The 14,375-nt window shown below is 70.4% G+C and carries 12 protein-coding genes and 1 tRNA gene; 4 read left to right on the top strand and 9 right to left on the bottom strand.

Annotated elements, in window-relative coordinates:
• Positions 1-160: 160 nt before the first annotated feature.
• The 5 genes from OG852_RS25985 to OG852_RS26005 form a co-directional block, all read right to left on the bottom strand.
• The gene (locus tag OG852_RS25985) at positions 161-892 is read right to left on the bottom strand and encodes a nucleotidyltransferase family protein (protein ID WP_133911946.1); all 732 of its coding nucleotides are present in this window, start codon (positions 890-892) and stop codon (positions 161-163) included.
• Positions 893-999: 107 nt separating this feature from the next.
• Complete coding sequence (locus OG852_RS25990; RefSeq protein WP_133911947.1) at positions 1,000-1,467, bottom strand: hypothetical protein; 468 nt, start codon at positions 1,465-1,467, stop codon at positions 1,000-1,002.
• Between the two features lie 208 nt (positions 1,468-1,675).
• Entirely contained in the window at positions 1,676-2,761 is a 1,086-nt protein-coding gene (locus OG852_RS25995; RefSeq protein WP_133911948.1) for an ABC transporter ATP-binding protein, read from the bottom strand.
• Between the two features lie 175 nt (positions 2,762-2,936).
• Complete coding sequence (locus OG852_RS26000; RefSeq protein ID WP_330349091.1) at positions 2,937-5,150, bottom strand: UvrD-helicase domain-containing protein; 2,214 nt, start codon at positions 5,148-5,150, stop codon at positions 2,937-2,939.
• A 1-nt stretch (position 5,151) separates the two neighbouring features.
• Positions 5,152-6,069 carry a hypothetical protein gene (locus OG852_RS26005; RefSeq protein WP_330349092.1) on the bottom strand — a complete coding sequence of 306 codons (918 nt, stop codon included), beginning with the start codon at positions 6,067-6,069 and terminating at the stop codon, positions 5,152-5,154.
• A 112-nt stretch (positions 6,070-6,181) separates the two neighbouring features.
• Here OG852_RS26005 and OG852_RS26010 point away from each other — a divergent pair.
• Positions 6,182-6,254, top strand: a tRNA-Thr gene (locus tag OG852_RS26010).
• 35 nt (positions 6,255-6,289) lie between these two features.
• Here the strand turns inward: OG852_RS26010 and OG852_RS26015 are convergent.
• Positions 6,290-7,186, bottom strand: a complete 897-nt coding sequence (locus tag OG852_RS26015) for an aminoglycoside phosphotransferase family protein (protein ID WP_443064658.1) — start codon at positions 7,184-7,186, stop codon at positions 6,290-6,292.
• On the opposite strand from OG852_RS26015, the gene OG852_RS26020 reads away from it, so the two are divergent.
• The 3 genes from OG852_RS26020 to OG852_RS26030 all read left to right on the top strand — a co-directional run bounded on the left by OG852_RS26020 (position 7,164) and on the right by OG852_RS26030 (position 10,489).
• Positions 7,164-7,874, top strand: coding sequence for a rhomboid-like protein (locus OG852_RS26020; RefSeq protein ID WP_330349094.1), 711 nt, complete (start codon positions 7,164-7,166; stop codon positions 7,872-7,874). The two genes, OG852_RS26015 and OG852_RS26020, sit on opposite strands and share 23 nt — an antisense overlap.
• The gene (locus tag OG852_RS26025) at positions 7,871-9,277 is read left to right on the top strand and encodes an NAD(P)/FAD-dependent oxidoreductase (RefSeq protein WP_330349095.1); all 1,407 of its coding nucleotides are present in this window, start codon (positions 7,871-7,873) and stop codon (positions 9,275-9,277) included. The genes OG852_RS26020 and OG852_RS26025 overlap by 4 nt, the downstream gene beginning before the upstream one ends.
• Positions 9,278-9,340: 63 nt before the next feature.
• Positions 9,341-10,489, top strand: coding sequence for a hypothetical protein (locus OG852_RS26030; RefSeq protein ID WP_330349096.1), 1,149 nt, complete (start codon positions 9,341-9,343; stop codon positions 10,487-10,489).
• Positions 10,490-10,554: 65 nt separating this feature from the next.
• On the opposite strand, the gene OG852_RS26035 is transcribed toward OG852_RS26030, so the two are convergent.
• The 3 genes from OG852_RS26035 to OG852_RS26045 form a co-directional block, all read right to left on the bottom strand.
• On the bottom strand, positions 10,555-12,048 hold the full coding sequence (locus OG852_RS26035; protein ID WP_330349097.1) for an MFS transporter: 1,494 nt from the start codon (positions 12,046-12,048) through the stop codon (positions 10,555-10,557).
• Between the two features lie 57 nt (positions 12,049-12,105).
• Entirely contained in the window at positions 12,106-13,077 is a 972-nt protein-coding gene (locus tag OG852_RS26040) for a zinc-binding dehydrogenase (protein WP_330349098.1), read from the bottom strand.
• 75 nt (positions 13,078-13,152) lie between these two features.
• Complete coding sequence (locus OG852_RS26045) at positions 13,153-14,316, bottom strand: FAD-dependent oxidoreductase (RefSeq protein WP_133911952.1); 1,164 nt, start codon at positions 14,314-14,316, stop codon at positions 13,153-13,155.
• Between the last annotated feature and the right edge of the window lie 59 nt (positions 14,317-14,375).

Below are 14,375 nucleotides of genomic sequence, written 5' to 3' on the forward strand. Positions count from 1 at the left end.
CCGGTGGGGGCTGATCGCGCAGTTCCCCGCGCCCCTGGAACAAAGACGTAGCAGGTGCCGTGCGCTCATCAGCGCACGGCACCTGGTGTTCTGCTTTTCAGGGGCGGGGGGAACTGCGCGAACGACCCCCACCGGCCGCACCCGAAGAACGGCCGGACCGTCAGCGACCCAGCGCCGCCAGTTCCTTCGCCGCCTCCGTCAGATCCTTCGCCGTGTCGATGGCCCGCCAGTACGCCCCCTGAGGGATCGGGAAGCCAGCCAGCCGCCGCTCGCGCGCGAGGTGAGGGAACGTCGTCCGCTCGTGATCCCCCCGCTCGGGCAGCAGCCCGGCGAACTCGGGGGAGAAGACGTACACCCCCGCGTTGATCTCGTACGTCGTCGGCGGTGCCTCGATGAAGTCGGTGATGTGCCCGAAGCCGTCGGTCTGCACCGCCCCCCACGGGATGCGCGGCCGCGCCAGCGCGAGGGTGGCGACCGCGTCGCGCTCGGTGTGGAAGTCGGCCATCTCGCGCAGCGAGAAGCGGGTCCAGATGTCGCCGTTGGTGGCGTACCAGGGCCGGTCCGGGTGGGGCAGTCGGGCGGCCGCGTACCTCAGGCCGCCGCCGCGGCCGAGCGGTTCGGTCTCGACGACCGTCGTGACGTTGACCGGCAGGTCGGCGGACTTCAGCCAGTCCTGCAGAACCTCGGCCAGATGGCCGCAGGAGACGACGACGTCGGTGACGCCCTCCTCGGCGAGCCAGGAGAGCTGGTGGCCGATGATCGGGGTTCCCGTGCCGGGGATCTCGACCATGGGCTTGGGCCGGTCGTCGGTGTACGGACGCAGCCGGGACCCCTGGCCACCGGCCAGGACGACGGCTTGCGTGGGGCGCGACGCGGCGTGCGGGTGAGTCATGGGCGGCACTGTACGCGGCGCGGGTGTACGTGCCGTAAGAGGTGCCTGACAGCCGCCTGAGCGGCCCCCCCGTCTCGGGCGGGGGAGCCGCGACCCCGGGTGAGGGGCTAGCTGTGGGCCGCGAGGACGCCCGAGGCGAAGGAGGTGTCGCAGACCGGGCGGGCGTAGGACTGGGCGCGCGAGGGGCCGTAGAGACGGACCGCGGCGCGGCCGAGGGCGCGGGCGATGGAGGTGCAGTGCTTCGCCAGCGACGGCCTGCCGTTCACCGCGGCCTGGAGGTGGGTCAGGGCGGTGCCCGGGTCCTTCTGCTGGAGCTCGGTCAGGAGCTGGTCGCGCAGGACGTCCTGGGGGGCCTGGGGGGCGCCGTGGGAGGTGCGGTGCGCGGTGGAGACGTCGGAGGCGGTGAGCACCGAGTCCGAGGGGTCTCCCGACCAGTTGACCCGGGTGACCGCGAGGGTTCCCGAGAGCACCATGACGACGGGCAGGACGAGGGCGAGCGAGCGGCCGATCCGGCGGGCTGGGCCGCCCTGGCCGCGTCGCGTGCGCTGGGTGGAGTGGTTCGCGGAGTGCTTCACGCGTGTGAGGGTAGCGCCCCGTAATCATTCGGCGACATCTCGTCACTCGGACGGGGGATGAAGTGGTGTCCCTTGTGGGGTAGTGGGTTGACGGTCGTTGGGCCGGGTGGGGTACATGTCCGGTGTGCCGGGGTTTCTGTGCGCTGTCCGAGGCAGCGAGAAGGGCCCCGCAGCAGCCTGCGGGGCCCTTCTCGTCGATCTGGGTGGGTCAGTCGGAGAGGCGCTCGCCCGTGGAGGTGGAGAACACGTGGGTCTCGCCCGCGCGCGGGACGACGTGCAGCGTGCTGCCCTTCTCCGGGACGTCACGGCCGCCGACGCGGACCACGAGGTCCTTGGACTCGCCGCCGACCTTGGCGGTGCCGTAGACGAAGGCGTCGGAGCCGAGCTCCTCGACCACGTTCACGACGACGCCGAGACCGGTGGCGGAGTCGGTGGTGACGTCGAAGTGCTCGGGGCGGACGCCGACGGTGACCGTCTTGTCGGTGGCGGAGGAGAGCGCGTCACGCTGCACCGGCACGACCGAGTTGCCGAACTTCACACCGCCGTCGGCGATCGGCACCTCGACGAGGTTCATCGCGGGGGAGCCGATGAAGCCGGCCACGAACAGGTTGGCGGGCTTGTCGTACATGTTGCGGGGGGTGTCGACCTGCTGGAGCAGACCGTCCTTGAGGACCGCCACGCGGTCGCCCATCGTCAGGGCCTCGACCTGGTCGTGGGTGACGTAGACGGTGGTGATGCCGAGGCGGCGCTGCAGGGACGCGATCTGCGTACGGGTCGAGACACGGAGCTTGGCGTCGAGGTTCGACAGCGGCTCGTCCATGAGGAACACCTGGGGCTCGCGCACGATGGCGCGGCCCATGGCGACACGCTGGCGCTGACCGCCGGAGAGGGCCTTCGGCTTGCGGTCCAGGTACTCGGTGAGGTCGAGGATCTTCGCGGCCTCCTCGACCTTCTGCCGGATCTCCGCCTTGTTGACGCCGGCGATCTTGAGCGCGAAGCCCATGTTGTCGGCGACGGTCATGTGCGGGTAGAGCGCGTAGTTCTGGAACACCATGGCGATGTCCCGGTCCTTGGGCGGCAGGTGGGTGACGTCGCGGTCACCGATGCGGATCGCACCGCCGTTGACGTCCTCGAGACCCGCGAGCATCCGCAGGGAGGTCGACTTGCCGCAGCCGGACGGGCCGACCAGGACGAGGAACTCGCCGTCCGCGATCTCGATGTCGAGGCCGTCGACGGCGGGCTTGGTGGAACCGGGGTAGATCCGGGTCGCCTTGTCGAACGTGACAGTGGCCATGGCTCAGAGGCCCCCTTCTACCGGCAGGAACGTGCCGGACGATCCGTTGTAGGAAGGTGGTTGGTGTAGTCCACACGGGTGAACTGGCTCAGGACGCTACCTCGGCTCCGGCGGATCTGTCAGTACCCGGAGGCATGTGAACTTCGCGGAAATTTTCGACGGGGTCCCTGTTCGCTCAGGTCCTGGCGACACCCGCTTCCAGGGCGTTGTTGACGATCATGCTGAATTCCCCGTCCCGGGGGGCGAAGACGGACAGGTGGCTCTCCGCCCTGCTCACGGCGAGATAGAACTGCGAGTACAACGCGCGCATGGCGCTGCCTCCATGCCCGTACTCGTGCAGCCCGCCGGCCCCGCCCAGCACGACGACATGGGAGAACTGCAGGCCTGCGGCGTACTGGGCGGCCGTGACGATCAGGGCCCGGCGTGAGTACCTCAGCCGGTCGATGTCGTCCCGTCCCTCGATCAGTACCGCCGACTTCTTGGAGAATTCCGGGTCGTCCAAAGCTTTCTTGATCACTTCGAGGTCGCCGGTGCCCACTCCGACGATCGCGACCCTCTGGTCCTCGGCGCTCTGCCTGAGTTGTTCGAAAGCTGCGCGAAGCGCTGTCATGGGCAGTTCGTCCCGCTGGGCGAACGTGATGTGCGGCATGCCCTCCCCGGCTTCACCGCCGGTGCTGGGCAACTGATATTCCCAGTCGTGGCCCATTTCGACCATGTTGGGTACCGAGCTGTGCAGGTACTGGACGAACGCGAACACCTGCGTGGAAAATCTATGCACCTTCTCGAGGTCGATGGAGTCCACGGTCTGATTCCGTTGGAATACCTTTCCTGATCCCCTGCTGAGTTCGTTCTCGGACAGACCGGTCAACAGTACGAAGATCGACTGAAAAGGGTCCATCGCCATGATCAGTCGGGGATGTTCTTCTGCCTCTCGGGTGAGGTGATGCAGCAGGTAGCGCTCCGAGTCACTGAAGAGGTGGAACTCGTCCACGAAAATGAGGTCGTACCCAAGGCTCTCCCGGAGGGCGTGCCAGGTGTACGTCTCCAGGTATCGGCGGAAGTCATCGACGACCTGGTCGGTGGTGAGTTGGTGCTGGTCGATCAGGTCCTTGATGTAGAAGCGGTAGGCGGCGAACGCCAACTCCCGGTCCATGAGAGTGTCCAGCGGGACCATCCAGGATCGCCGGCTCAGGCCCCGGTACTCCTCCAGCGCGTTGAAACTGGGCTTGATCTGGTGGGTGTCGAAGACCTCCGCGTACTCGCGCAGCAAGGCCCAACACAGGCGAAGTCGCTCGGGTTCGTCGGGCTCCGCCTCGACTCCGTCGGCGACCCAGTCGCTCACGTGATCCCGGTAGGACCCCCAGGTGTGTTCCTTGATGCGCGCGACCGCGGTGTCGATGAGCTGCATCTGCTGCTGTTTGCCGTCGAGGCTGTCCTCGCCCAGTACTTCCAACTCGGTGTTCCTGAGCCACTGGCAGAGGAAGGTCAACGGCATGACCTCGATCTGGTCGCACAGTCCCCGCTCGTCGAGTTTGTGGAACGCTTCCTCGACCTGCTGGGCGATGGCCCAGCTGTGGGTGAGGTAAAGGATACGCGGTAGCGGCCCCGCCGTGGAGTCGTCCGCTTGGTACAGCTCTTTGAGGGCTTTGAGCTGGAGTATCAGCGTCTTCCCGGTGCCGGCGGCGCCACGGATCTTCAGGGGGTTCGAGAGATCGCTCGCCAGGATGCCCCTCTGTGTATCGGTCAGATAGGGCATCCACTCGGAGAAGGAGCGGTTTTGTAGCAGTGCGCCGGTGCCGACGCGTTCTAAATCGACCGAGTTCTGCACGCGCTGCGGCTTGGGAGCGCGCCGGAGGAAGGAGGCGCGAGCCGCTTCGAGCGCGGCGGGATATCCCTCCAGGGTCATGTTGGCGGGAGTCAGGTCGCGCTCGGTTCTGAACCGTTGCAGCGACACGCGGTCGTTCCGGCTTGTGATGTCCCAGAAACAGTAGTGGCCGTTGCCGAGCGATTCGGCTATCCAGCGCAACGAATCCGGGTTCATGTTCCTGGGGAGGGCGAAGAAAGCCAGCAGGTTTTCGTAGGAGAACTTGCTCCACCCCGGCGGTAAGGAGACGGGAGGACGGGACATCGCCTGCGCGCCCCGGTCGACGCGCTCCAGGAAGCGAGCCGCTGTGTACTCGGATCCGTCGTGGATCACTTCCCAGGGGAACTCCTCGATGAGGATGAGGCTGCTGGCCTCCGTGTCCTCGCGATGCACATAATAGGTGGATTTGCCAACCTCCTTCATTACGACGTTGTCGGAGACGAATCCGTCCTCGTCCTCGTGATCGGGGTCGGCGTAAAAATTCTGAAGATAAGAGGACAGGCTGGCGCGGGTGAAAGCTTTCAAGTCAGTATTCCCAATTTTCGGAGATCATCGTCAGATGAGTTTCCCGGGCGGCCTCGTAGTCTGCGGGAAGGCCGATGTCCGTGAAAACCTGAGCCATCTGCTGTACGACGCGATGGCAGAACAGGGTGTTCAGTCGGGCCACTCGGCGGGCTTGCGTGGCCGGGGTTTCCTCCAGGGGCCTGACGACGACTGACGCGTCAGGTACGCTGCTGACGAGGCGCAAGAGTGCGACGTAGCCGACAGCGTGGTGCGGGCTGGGCTTGTGGACGTAGAGGAAGTCGCCCGGGAAGCGCTTCAGCCGTTCACGGACGCCGCTGCGAAGGACGTCGACGGCAGCCTTCTTCATCGACTTTGTCGCATCCAGGCGCTTGCAGTGGCCTCGGAGGCAGGGGCAGAAGGTTTCGGTGTGGGAACAGCGCTCGATCTCGTTCTCGGTTTTCTCCAGCGCCAGCAGGCGATGCACCCCGGTGATGAAATTTTCGCGCTTCTTGCCGTTCGGTGAAACGAGTGTCGCGATGGCTTCCGGTTCGTACCCCAGACGCAGCATCTCGAACGCGCGGTCAACCGGGTCCGATGTGCGGGATTCGCTGAAGAAATTTCGGACTGCCTTCTCGGCGTCGGAACGCTGGGCCTGTATCTCTTTGGGGAGAACGAACTGCTTCACGTACGACTCGACCGGAATCGCCGGCACGTAGGTTATGAGGTTCCAGTTCTTCGCATAGGCGAGATCGCAGTTGGCCGTGACGACGAAGCCAAGTGTGCCCCCGGCCCCGAACGGGAACGCGTCTCCCGGTTGCAGGAACTCAAGCACGTCGCCCTGTCTGATGGGCCCGTCCGGGCTTGTGCTTGAGGGTTCGTGTTCCGCGAATAAGCTCGCGGCGATGTTTGTGCCGGCCTGAGCGAGTGTGGTGTCGGTCACGTGCTGATCCTACTCAGGGCGACCGGTTCTGAGGAGAGATCCGTGGTCCTGGAAGGGAGCGACTGTGTAAGGTGGGCGACGCTTCGCGGCGTCGTTGACGTGGCGTGGTTCTGCCGCCTTAGCTCAGTTGGTAGAGCGGTTGCCTTGTAAGCTCCAGGTCGTCGGTTCGATTCCGACAGGCGGCTCTTCCCTGCCCGTCGCTCATAAGCGGCGGGCAGAGTCATGTTCGGCCCAGCAGGCGGCGGCCGATCTCCAGTTCGGCCGGTGACGGCGGGGTGCCGTCCTCTGTCCGCCACAGGGTGTTCTGCAGCAGTCGGCCCAGGGTCCAGGCCCTGGCGCGGTCCCGGTCGAGTCCCATCACGCCGGTCATCGTGTCGAAGCGGCGGCGGACGTCGTCGGGGTCGAAGCGGTTGATCAGGGCCGGCCAGAGCTCGAAGCCGGGGTCGCCCGCGAGTGGCTTCGGGTCGATCGCGAGCCACGGGGCGCGGTCGGCCGCGAGGACGTTGTCGTAGTGGAGGTCCCAGTGCAGGAGCCGGTTGCCGGGCTCGGCCGCGACCTCGCGTACGGCCGCCGCGCAGTCGGCCGTCAGGCGGCGTCCGTCCGGCTCGGGGATCCGGGCGAGCGCGCCCGGCGTGCGCTCCAGCAGGGACCGCGCCACACGGCCCAGCTTCCGCAGGCCCGGCGGCGCGGGGACGGACGTCAGCCGGGCCAGCAGACCGGCGATGACCCGCACGGCCGTGCGGGCGTCCTCGACCCGGGACAGCGGGCGGTGCGCCGCGAGGCGTTCGAGGAGCAGGGTGCCGGTCGGCTCGTCGTGCCGCAGGAGCCGTACCGCGTGGTCGCCGTTCCAGACCCGCAGGGCGACCGGCTCGCCCGCCGTCTCCTCGTCGAGGAGCTGGAGCTTGAGCACGGCCGGGGTGCCGTCGGCGGCTCTCACCGGCAGGACCAGCGCGCACAGTCCGTGCATCGGCGGCCCGTCGATCCGCAGTCCCCAGCGTCGTAGGAAACCGGCCGCCAGGTCCGGCAGCCCCGCGACGAAGGCCCGCCCCGCCTCGCCGTGGATCTTTACCTGTTCTGTCACCAGGGCGCCCGGAATGTCGATCACCTCCGGGACGATACTTGCGGGTGTGAATCGGCTCCCGCGGTTTTCCGGTGTGCGGCGGGCGGTGTGGTCGTACGTCCGCAGCGCACCCGGCACCTACCTGTGGCTGACGGTCCTGTTCTTCACCACGGTCGCGCTGCACCACATGTCCCCGGAGTTCGAACAGGAGTTCCTGCGGCAGCGCTCGACCAACCTCCATGAGCTGTCCCGGCATCCCGTGCGGGTGCTGATCGCGAGTGCGATGTGGATCGACGGCGGCCACTGGCTGCCGTACGCGCTGCTGTACTCCGTCTTCCACGCCCGGGCGGAGCGCTGGCTGGGGACCTGGCGCTGGCTGACGGTGTGCGTGGCGTCGCACGTGCTGGCCACGCTGGTCAGCGAGGGCGCGCTGCTGAAGGCGATCCGGGACGGGATGGCGCCGGAGTCCTCGGTCAACACCTTGGACATCGGGGTGAGTTACGCGCTGGCGGGGGTGGCGGCGGTGCTCGGCTACCGGATCCGCGGGCCATGGCGGTACGTGTATCTCGCGGTCGTCCTCGTCTTCTTCGCGGTGCCGCTGACCGCCGGGCCGACCTTCACCGACCTCGGTCACTTCGTCGCCGTCCTGATCGGGCTCGGCTGCTATCCGCTGGTCAGAGGGCGCGGAAGACTGCGGAATCCGAAGGAGACAGACGCTGTTCCACCGGATAACGTCCGGCCATGAGCACCTCGGCAAGCGATGTCGTGAACGGCGGGATCTCCTTCTGGTACGCGGACGACGGCCTGCCCGCGGTGCGCGAGCCGCTCGGCGGGGACCGCTCCGCCGATGTCGTCGTCGTGGGCGGCGGCTACACCGGCCTGTGGACGGCGTACTACCTGAAGAAGGCCGCCCCCGACCTGCGGATCACCGTCCTGGAGCAGCGGTTCTGCGGCTACGGAGCCTCCGGCCGCAACGGCGGCTGGCTCTACAACGGCGTCGCGGGCCGCGACCGGTACGCCGCCCTGCACGGCCACGAGGCCGCCGTACGGCTCCAGCGCGCCATGAACGACACCGTCGCCGAGGTGGTCCGGGCGCTCGCCGAGGAGGGCGTCGAGGCCGACGTCCACCGCGGCGGGGTCCTGGAGGTGGCCCGCACCCCGGCGCAGCTGGCCCGCCTCAGGGACTTCCACGCGCACGAACTGTCGTACGGGGAGAAGGACCGCGAGCTGTACGGCGCCCGGGAGACCGCCGAGCGGCTGCGGATCGCGGGCGCCGTCGGATCGACGTGGACCCCGCACGGGGCGCGCGTGCACCCGGTGAAGCTGGTCAAGGGGCTCGCGGCGGCCGTCGAGGCGCTGGGCGTCGAGGTGTACGAGTCGACCCCGGTCACCGAGATCCACGCCGGGCGGGCCGTGACCCCGTACGGGACCGTGCGGGCGCCGTACGTCCTGCGCTGCACCGAGGGCTTCACCGCCGCGCTGAGGGGCGAGAAGCGGACCTGGCTCCCCATGAACTCCTCGATGATCGCCACCGAGCCGCTCACCGCCGGGCAGTGGGCGGCCGTCGGGTGGGAGGGCCGGGAGGCGCTCGGGGACATGGCGCACGCCTACATGTACGCCCAGCGCACCGCCGACGGCCGGATCGCGCTCGGCGGGCGCGGGGTGCCGTACCGCTTCGGCTCGCGCACCGACCACGACGGCGGCACCCAGCCCGCCACCGTCGAGGCGCTGCGGGGGATCCTTCTCGCCTTCTTCCCGGCGCTCGCCGGGGTGCGTGTCGAGCACGCCTGGTCCGGTGTCCTCGGCGTACCGCGCGACTGGTGCGCCACGGTCACCCTGGACCGGGCCTCCGGTCTCGGCTGGGCGGGCGGATACGTCGGCTCGGGCGTCGCCACGACCAACCTCGCCGGCCGGACCCTGCGCGACCTGGTGCTGCTGGACTCCGGGCAGGGCGGCAACACCGATCTGACCGTCCTGCCGTGGGTCGGGCACAAGGTCCGCCGCTGGGAGCCGGAGCCGCTGCGCTGGCTGGGCGTCCAGGGCATGTACGCCACCTACCGCACCGCCGACCGGCGCGAGACAAAGACCCACAGCGCCGGCTCCTCACGGCTGGCACGGATCGCGGACCGGGTGGCTGGCCGGCACTAGCCAACGCGGGCGAACATCGCGACCGCGGCCGGCCCCGTGCCGGAGTGCACCGGGGTTCCGTCCGTGGCCTACGGATACGGCCCCGTCACCGGCACGCTCGACGAGGCGCGCTCCACCGTCTGTGCGGTGCTGCCCACCGCCGGGTACGACCGTTTCAACGCCGAGATCACCGACACCACCGGCGCCACCACCACGGCGGTGCCGGCCCTGTACAACAGCGCCTGGAACAAGGGCTGCGTGCTGTACATCCCGACGGGATACCAGTGCGCCGCGGGCGGCTCCTCGTCCGCCGCCGCCCCGTCCGTGTTCGTGCTCGGTCTGCCGGAGAAGGCGTCCACCACCGCCTACAGCGCCAGGCTGAGCTGCACGGCCGCGCTGTGCGGCCCGGACCGGGTGGGCGTCACCGCCCTCGCCCCGGACAGCGGTGCCGCGGGCGGCCGGGTCACGCTCACCGTGACCGGCACCGCGCTGCCGTCGACCGCGACGGTACGGCTGGCGCAGAGCGGCAGGACCCTGACCGCCACCACCGAGTCGGTGTCCGCCGACCGCCGGACGCTGACCGCGACCCTCGACCTGACCGGTGTGTCCCCCGGCACCTGGAGCGTCGGCGTCCTCGCCGGCTGCTGCGAGTTCCCGCGCGGCACCTTCACCGTCACCGAGCGGCCCGCGCTCGCCGGCACCGCCGCCCCCAAGGTGACCGGCACTGCCAAGGTGGGGGCCAGGGTCGCGGCGACGCCGGGCAGCTGGTCGGCGGCCCCGTCCTCGTACACGTACCAGTGGAAGGCCGACGGGACGGCGATCTCCGGGGCCACGGCGGCGACGTACACCGTGCCCGCCGCCCTGGCCGGAAAGAAGCTCACGGTGACCGTCACCGCCGCCCGGAGCGGCTGGACGGGCGCCTCGGCGACCTCGGCGGCGGTGACCGTGGCCAAGGGGGACGCGCCGAAGGCGACCGGGGCGCCGGTGATCAGCGGCACCGCGAAGGTCGGCAGGACGCTCAAGGCCGGCAAGGGGACCTGGAGCCCGGTGGCGACCTCGTACGCGTATCAGTGGTACGCGGGCGGCCGGGCGATCAGCGGGGCGACCACGTCCTCGCTGGTGCTGAAGGCGGCGCAGAAGGGCAAGAGGATCACCGTCAAGGTGATCGCGCACCGGACCGGGCACAAGGACGGATCGGCGATGAGCGCGGCGACCGGGGCGGTCGTGCGCTGAGCCGGTTCCGGCGCGACGGTGAGCGGGGTGGCCTCTGGTCCACCCCGCTCTGTTGTGCCGGGTGCTCAGCCCACCGACTCCGGGACCGCCTCCTGGGACGGGACCTCGTGTTTCGGGGGTTTCGCCGTCACCATCAGGCCCGCGACCAGGCCCGCCAGGAGCATGATCCCGGCGGCCCACCAGATGGCGACGGTGTAGCCGTGGACGATGCCCGCGCGGGTGACCGCGTTCCGCTCGGCGGGGCCGGCGAGGTGGGCCGTGATGTAGGCGGTGCCGCTGGTGGTGGCGATCGTGTTGAGCAGTGCCGTGCCGATGGAGCCGCCCACCTGCTGCGAGGTGTTGACGGTGGCCGAGGTGACACCCGCGTCCTTGGGGGCGACCCCGGCGGTGGCCGTGGCGAAGACCGGCATGAAGGTGAGGCCCATGCCGAGGCCCATGAGCAGCAGCGCGGGCAGGATCTCGCTGGTGTAGGAGGAGTTCACCGTCATCTGGGTGAGGATCACCATGCCGCTCGCGGCGAGGATCATGCCGGGGACCATCAGGGCGCGCGGCGGCACCCGGCTAAGCAGCCGGGCCGAGATCTGGGTGGAGCCGACGATGATCGCGAGGGTGAGCGGCAGGAAGGCGAAGCCGGTCTTCATGGGCGAGTAGCCGAGGATGACCTGGAGGTAGTAGGTCATGAACAGGAACAGGCCGAACATGCCGATGATGGCCAGCATCATGGTCAGCAGGCAGCCCGCGCGGTTGCGGTCCTTGAGGATGTGCAGCGGCAGCAGCGGGCTCGGGGCGCGCGTCTGCCACCACACGAAGGCCGCGAGCAGGGCGGCCCCGCCCGCGAACAGCGACAGCACGAACGCGTCGCTCCAGCCGCGCGACTCGGCCTCGCTGAAGCCGTAGACGATCGCGAACAGACCGCCGCAGCCCAGCACCGCCCCGGGCACGTCGAGGCGGGCGGGGTGGCCGGGGGAGTCGTGCAGCAGGACGGTCGCGCCGAGCACGGCGACGATCGCGATGGGCACGTTGACGTACAGGCACCAGCGCCAGCCCAGGTACTCGGTGAGGACTCCGCCGACGATGAACCCGATCGCGGCGCCGCTGCCGGCGAGGGCGCCGTAGATGCCGAAGGCCTTGCCGCGTTCCCTGGGGTCGGTGAACGTCGTGGTCAGCAGGCTGAGCGCGGAGGGCGCGAGGACGGCGGCGAAGGCCCCTTGCAGGGCGCGGGCGCCGAACAGCATCCCCGCGTCGACGGCCGCCCCGCCCAGCGCGGAGGCGCCGGCGAAGCCGATCAGCCCGATGACGAAGGTGCGTTTGCGGCCCACGAGGTCGGCGATCCGGCCGCCGAGCAGCAGCAGGCCGCCGAAGGAGAGGGTGTAGGCGGTGATGACCCACTGGCGGTTGCCGTCCGACATCCCGAGGGCGCGCTGGGCGGAGGGGAGCGCGATGTTCACGATCGTCGCGTCCAGGACGACCATGAGCTGGGCGAGGGCGATGATCACCAGACCCCACCAGCGGCGGGGGTCGGGCTCCGTCGAGGGTTCACCTGTCCGGGTGACACTCATTTGCCCAGAAGACCATGGATCGGGATGTATTGCATCCCCTTGTGGAGACCTGGGCGGTCAGGGCTCCAGGACCACCTTCCCGACGGTCCCCCGGTTCTCCAGGGCGCGGTGCGCGGCGGCGGCCTCGGCGAGCGGGTAGCGCTGGACGGCGGGGGTGAGCCGGCCGGCGGCGGCCTCGGCCAGGGCGCGCTCCTCCAGGGCGCGCAGGCCTCCGGCCCGTTCCAGCATCGCCGGACCGAGGACCGCCCGGGAGACGCCCTCGACGAAGTGGCCCCTGCCGTCGCGGACGCCCTCGGCGGACCAGCCGAAGACGAGGTGCTGCCCGCCGGGGCGGAGGAGGGCGACGGCCTCGCGGGCGACTTGGCCGCCGACGCCGTCGAGGACCACGGTGACGGCCCGGCCGCCCAGCCCGGCGCGGACCTTCCGCGGCCAGGACGGGTCGTCGTAGTCGACGGCCTGGTCGGCGCCGTTCGCCGCCACCAGGGCCGTCTTGCGGGGCCCGCCGGCGAGACCGACCACCGTGGCGCCGGTGCCGCGGGCGTACTGCACGAGGAGGGTGCCGATGCCTCCGGCGGCCGCCGGGACGAGGACCACCGCGTCCGGCCCCAGCTCGGCGAACTGCAGGATCCCGAGCGCCGTACGCCCCGTGCCGATCATCGCGACGGCCTCGGCGAAGTCCAGGCCCGGCGGGATCGCGTGCAGCCGGTCGGCGTCGGTCACGGCGAGCTCGGCGTACCCTCCCGGCGCGAAGCCGAGGTGGGCGACGACCCGTCGGCCGAGCCAGGACGCGGGCGTGTCCGCGCCGAGCGACTCGACGACTCCGGCGACCTCCCGCCCCGGGACGGTAGGCAGGGAGGCCGGCGCGGGGGCCGGTCCCCGCATCCCCTCGCGCAGGGCCGTGTCCAGGAGATGGACGCCTGCGGCTCGTACGGCGATACGGACCTGGCCGGGGCCCGGGACGGGGCCGTCCACCTCCTCGAGGGTGAGGTTCTCGGCCGGACCGAAGGCGTGCAGTCGGATGGCGTGCATGGGTCCCCCTGGTGTGTGCCGTACGTGCGCCCGGTATGCCGTGCGGTGGGCTGTTCGGGGACCCACTGTTCAACCTCAAGCATGCTTGAGGTCAAGGGTGTTCCGGCCCAGCGCCAGTGACACGGCGGTGAGCGCGCTGTTGAAGGACACCTCGGACAGCACTCCGGGCGCCGCGACCTGGTCCCCCGCGAGATGGACGCCGTCGCCGCGGTCCACGGCGGGCCGGTCGCGCCAGCTCGTGCCCGGCAGGTCCACCGCCCCGGTACGGCCGTTCGCCACGGCCTCCCTCCGCCAGGTGACCCGCTCGCGCCAGCCGTCGAACGCGAGGTCGAGCAACTGCTCGGCGCGGGCCGTGCCGTCGGCCTTCGTCTCGTGCGGGGCGATGGGGATCTGCCCCTGGAGGAGCTGTTCCCCGGCCGGGGCGAGGGTGCGGTCCTGGGCGCCGAAGCGCTCGATCCAGCCGGGGGAGTCCAGGTCGGAGACGGCGAACGCGTCGCCCCGCCGGGTGCGCAGCGCGAGGTCGACGAGGACGGTACGGCCGCTCGGCCAGGTCAGCGAGTCGTCCCGGAGCAGCCGGCGGGCCGCGTCGAGGGAGGTGGCGACGATGACGGGCCCACCGGTGGGGAGGGTGTCGACGCGGGACAGGGTCTCGATCCGCACGCCGAGGTTCCAGGCCCGGGCCGCCATCCGGTCGACGAGGCTCGCCCAGCCGCCGCGCGGACAGCGCGCCTCGGGCGGCAGCTTGGTCGCGCGGCGCAGCCGCTCCTGCACGAAGGCGGCGGACAGGGCGCCGGGGTCGTGGTGGAAGAGGGCGACGGCCGAGTAGTGGGCGGCGGCCTCGGCGCCCTCGGGACCGACCAGCCCGGTGGCCCAGGTACGGAAGTCGACGTCGACGGGGGCGCGGTGCGAGGGGTGCCGCAGCAGCCTGAGCAGCCCGAGCGGCGGGGTGCGGCGCAGCACGCCGTGGTGCCGCAGCCGCAGCCGGGTGACCTCCAGGGGCGGCAGGGGCGCGAGCGCGGGGACCAGGTCGCGGCGGCGGAGCCAGGTCCAGTGCGGGCCGCCGTCGTAGAGGGCGTGCGGTCCCTCGTTGGTGCGGTACGGCCCCTCGGCGGTCCGGGCCCGTCCGCCGAGCGTGTGATGGGCCTCGTGCACGGTGACCTTGGCGCCCGCCTCGGCGGCGGCGATCGCGGCGGTGAGGCCGGCGAAGCCGCCGCCGATGACGGTGAGGGGGTGGCGCATGAGGGGGCTCCTTGGCTCTCGCGGGTTCTGTCTCGTGGGCCTGTCCGGCCGGTCTGTCT

Source organism: Streptomyces sp. NBC_00582 (assembly GCF_036345155.1).
Classification (GTDB): Bacteria; Actinomycetota; Actinomycetes; order Streptomycetales; family Streptomycetaceae; genus Streptomyces.

Excerpts from the sequence above, each read along its gene's own strand:
- OG852_RS25985 (WP_133911946.1), bottom strand. The coding sequence starts at position 892 with ATGACTCACCCGCACGCCGCGTCGCGCCCCACGCAAGCCGTCGTCCTG.
- OG852_RS25995 (WP_133911948.1), bottom strand. The coding sequence starts at position 2,761 with ATGGCCACTGTCACGTTCGACAAGGCGACCCGGATCTACCCCGGTTCC.
- OG852_RS26020 (WP_330349094.1), top strand. The coding sequence starts at position 7,164 with ATGTCGATCACCTCCGGGACGATACTTGCGGGTGTGAATCGGCTCCCG.
- OG852_RS26025 (WP_330349095.1), top strand. The coding sequence starts at position 7,871 with ATGAGCACCTCGGCAAGCGATGTCGTGAACGGCGGGATCTCCTTCTGG.
- OG852_RS26035 (WP_330349097.1), bottom strand. The coding sequence starts at position 12,048 with ATGAGTGTCACCCGGACAGGTGAACCCTCGACGGAGCCCGACCCCCGC.
- OG852_RS26040 (WP_330349098.1), bottom strand. The coding sequence starts at position 13,077 with ATGCACGCCATCCGACTGCACGCCTTCGGTCCGGCCGAGAACCTCACC.
- OG852_RS26045 (WP_133911952.1), bottom strand. The coding sequence starts at position 14,316 with ATGCGCCACCCCCTCACCGTCATCGGCGGCGGCTTCGCCGGCCTCACC.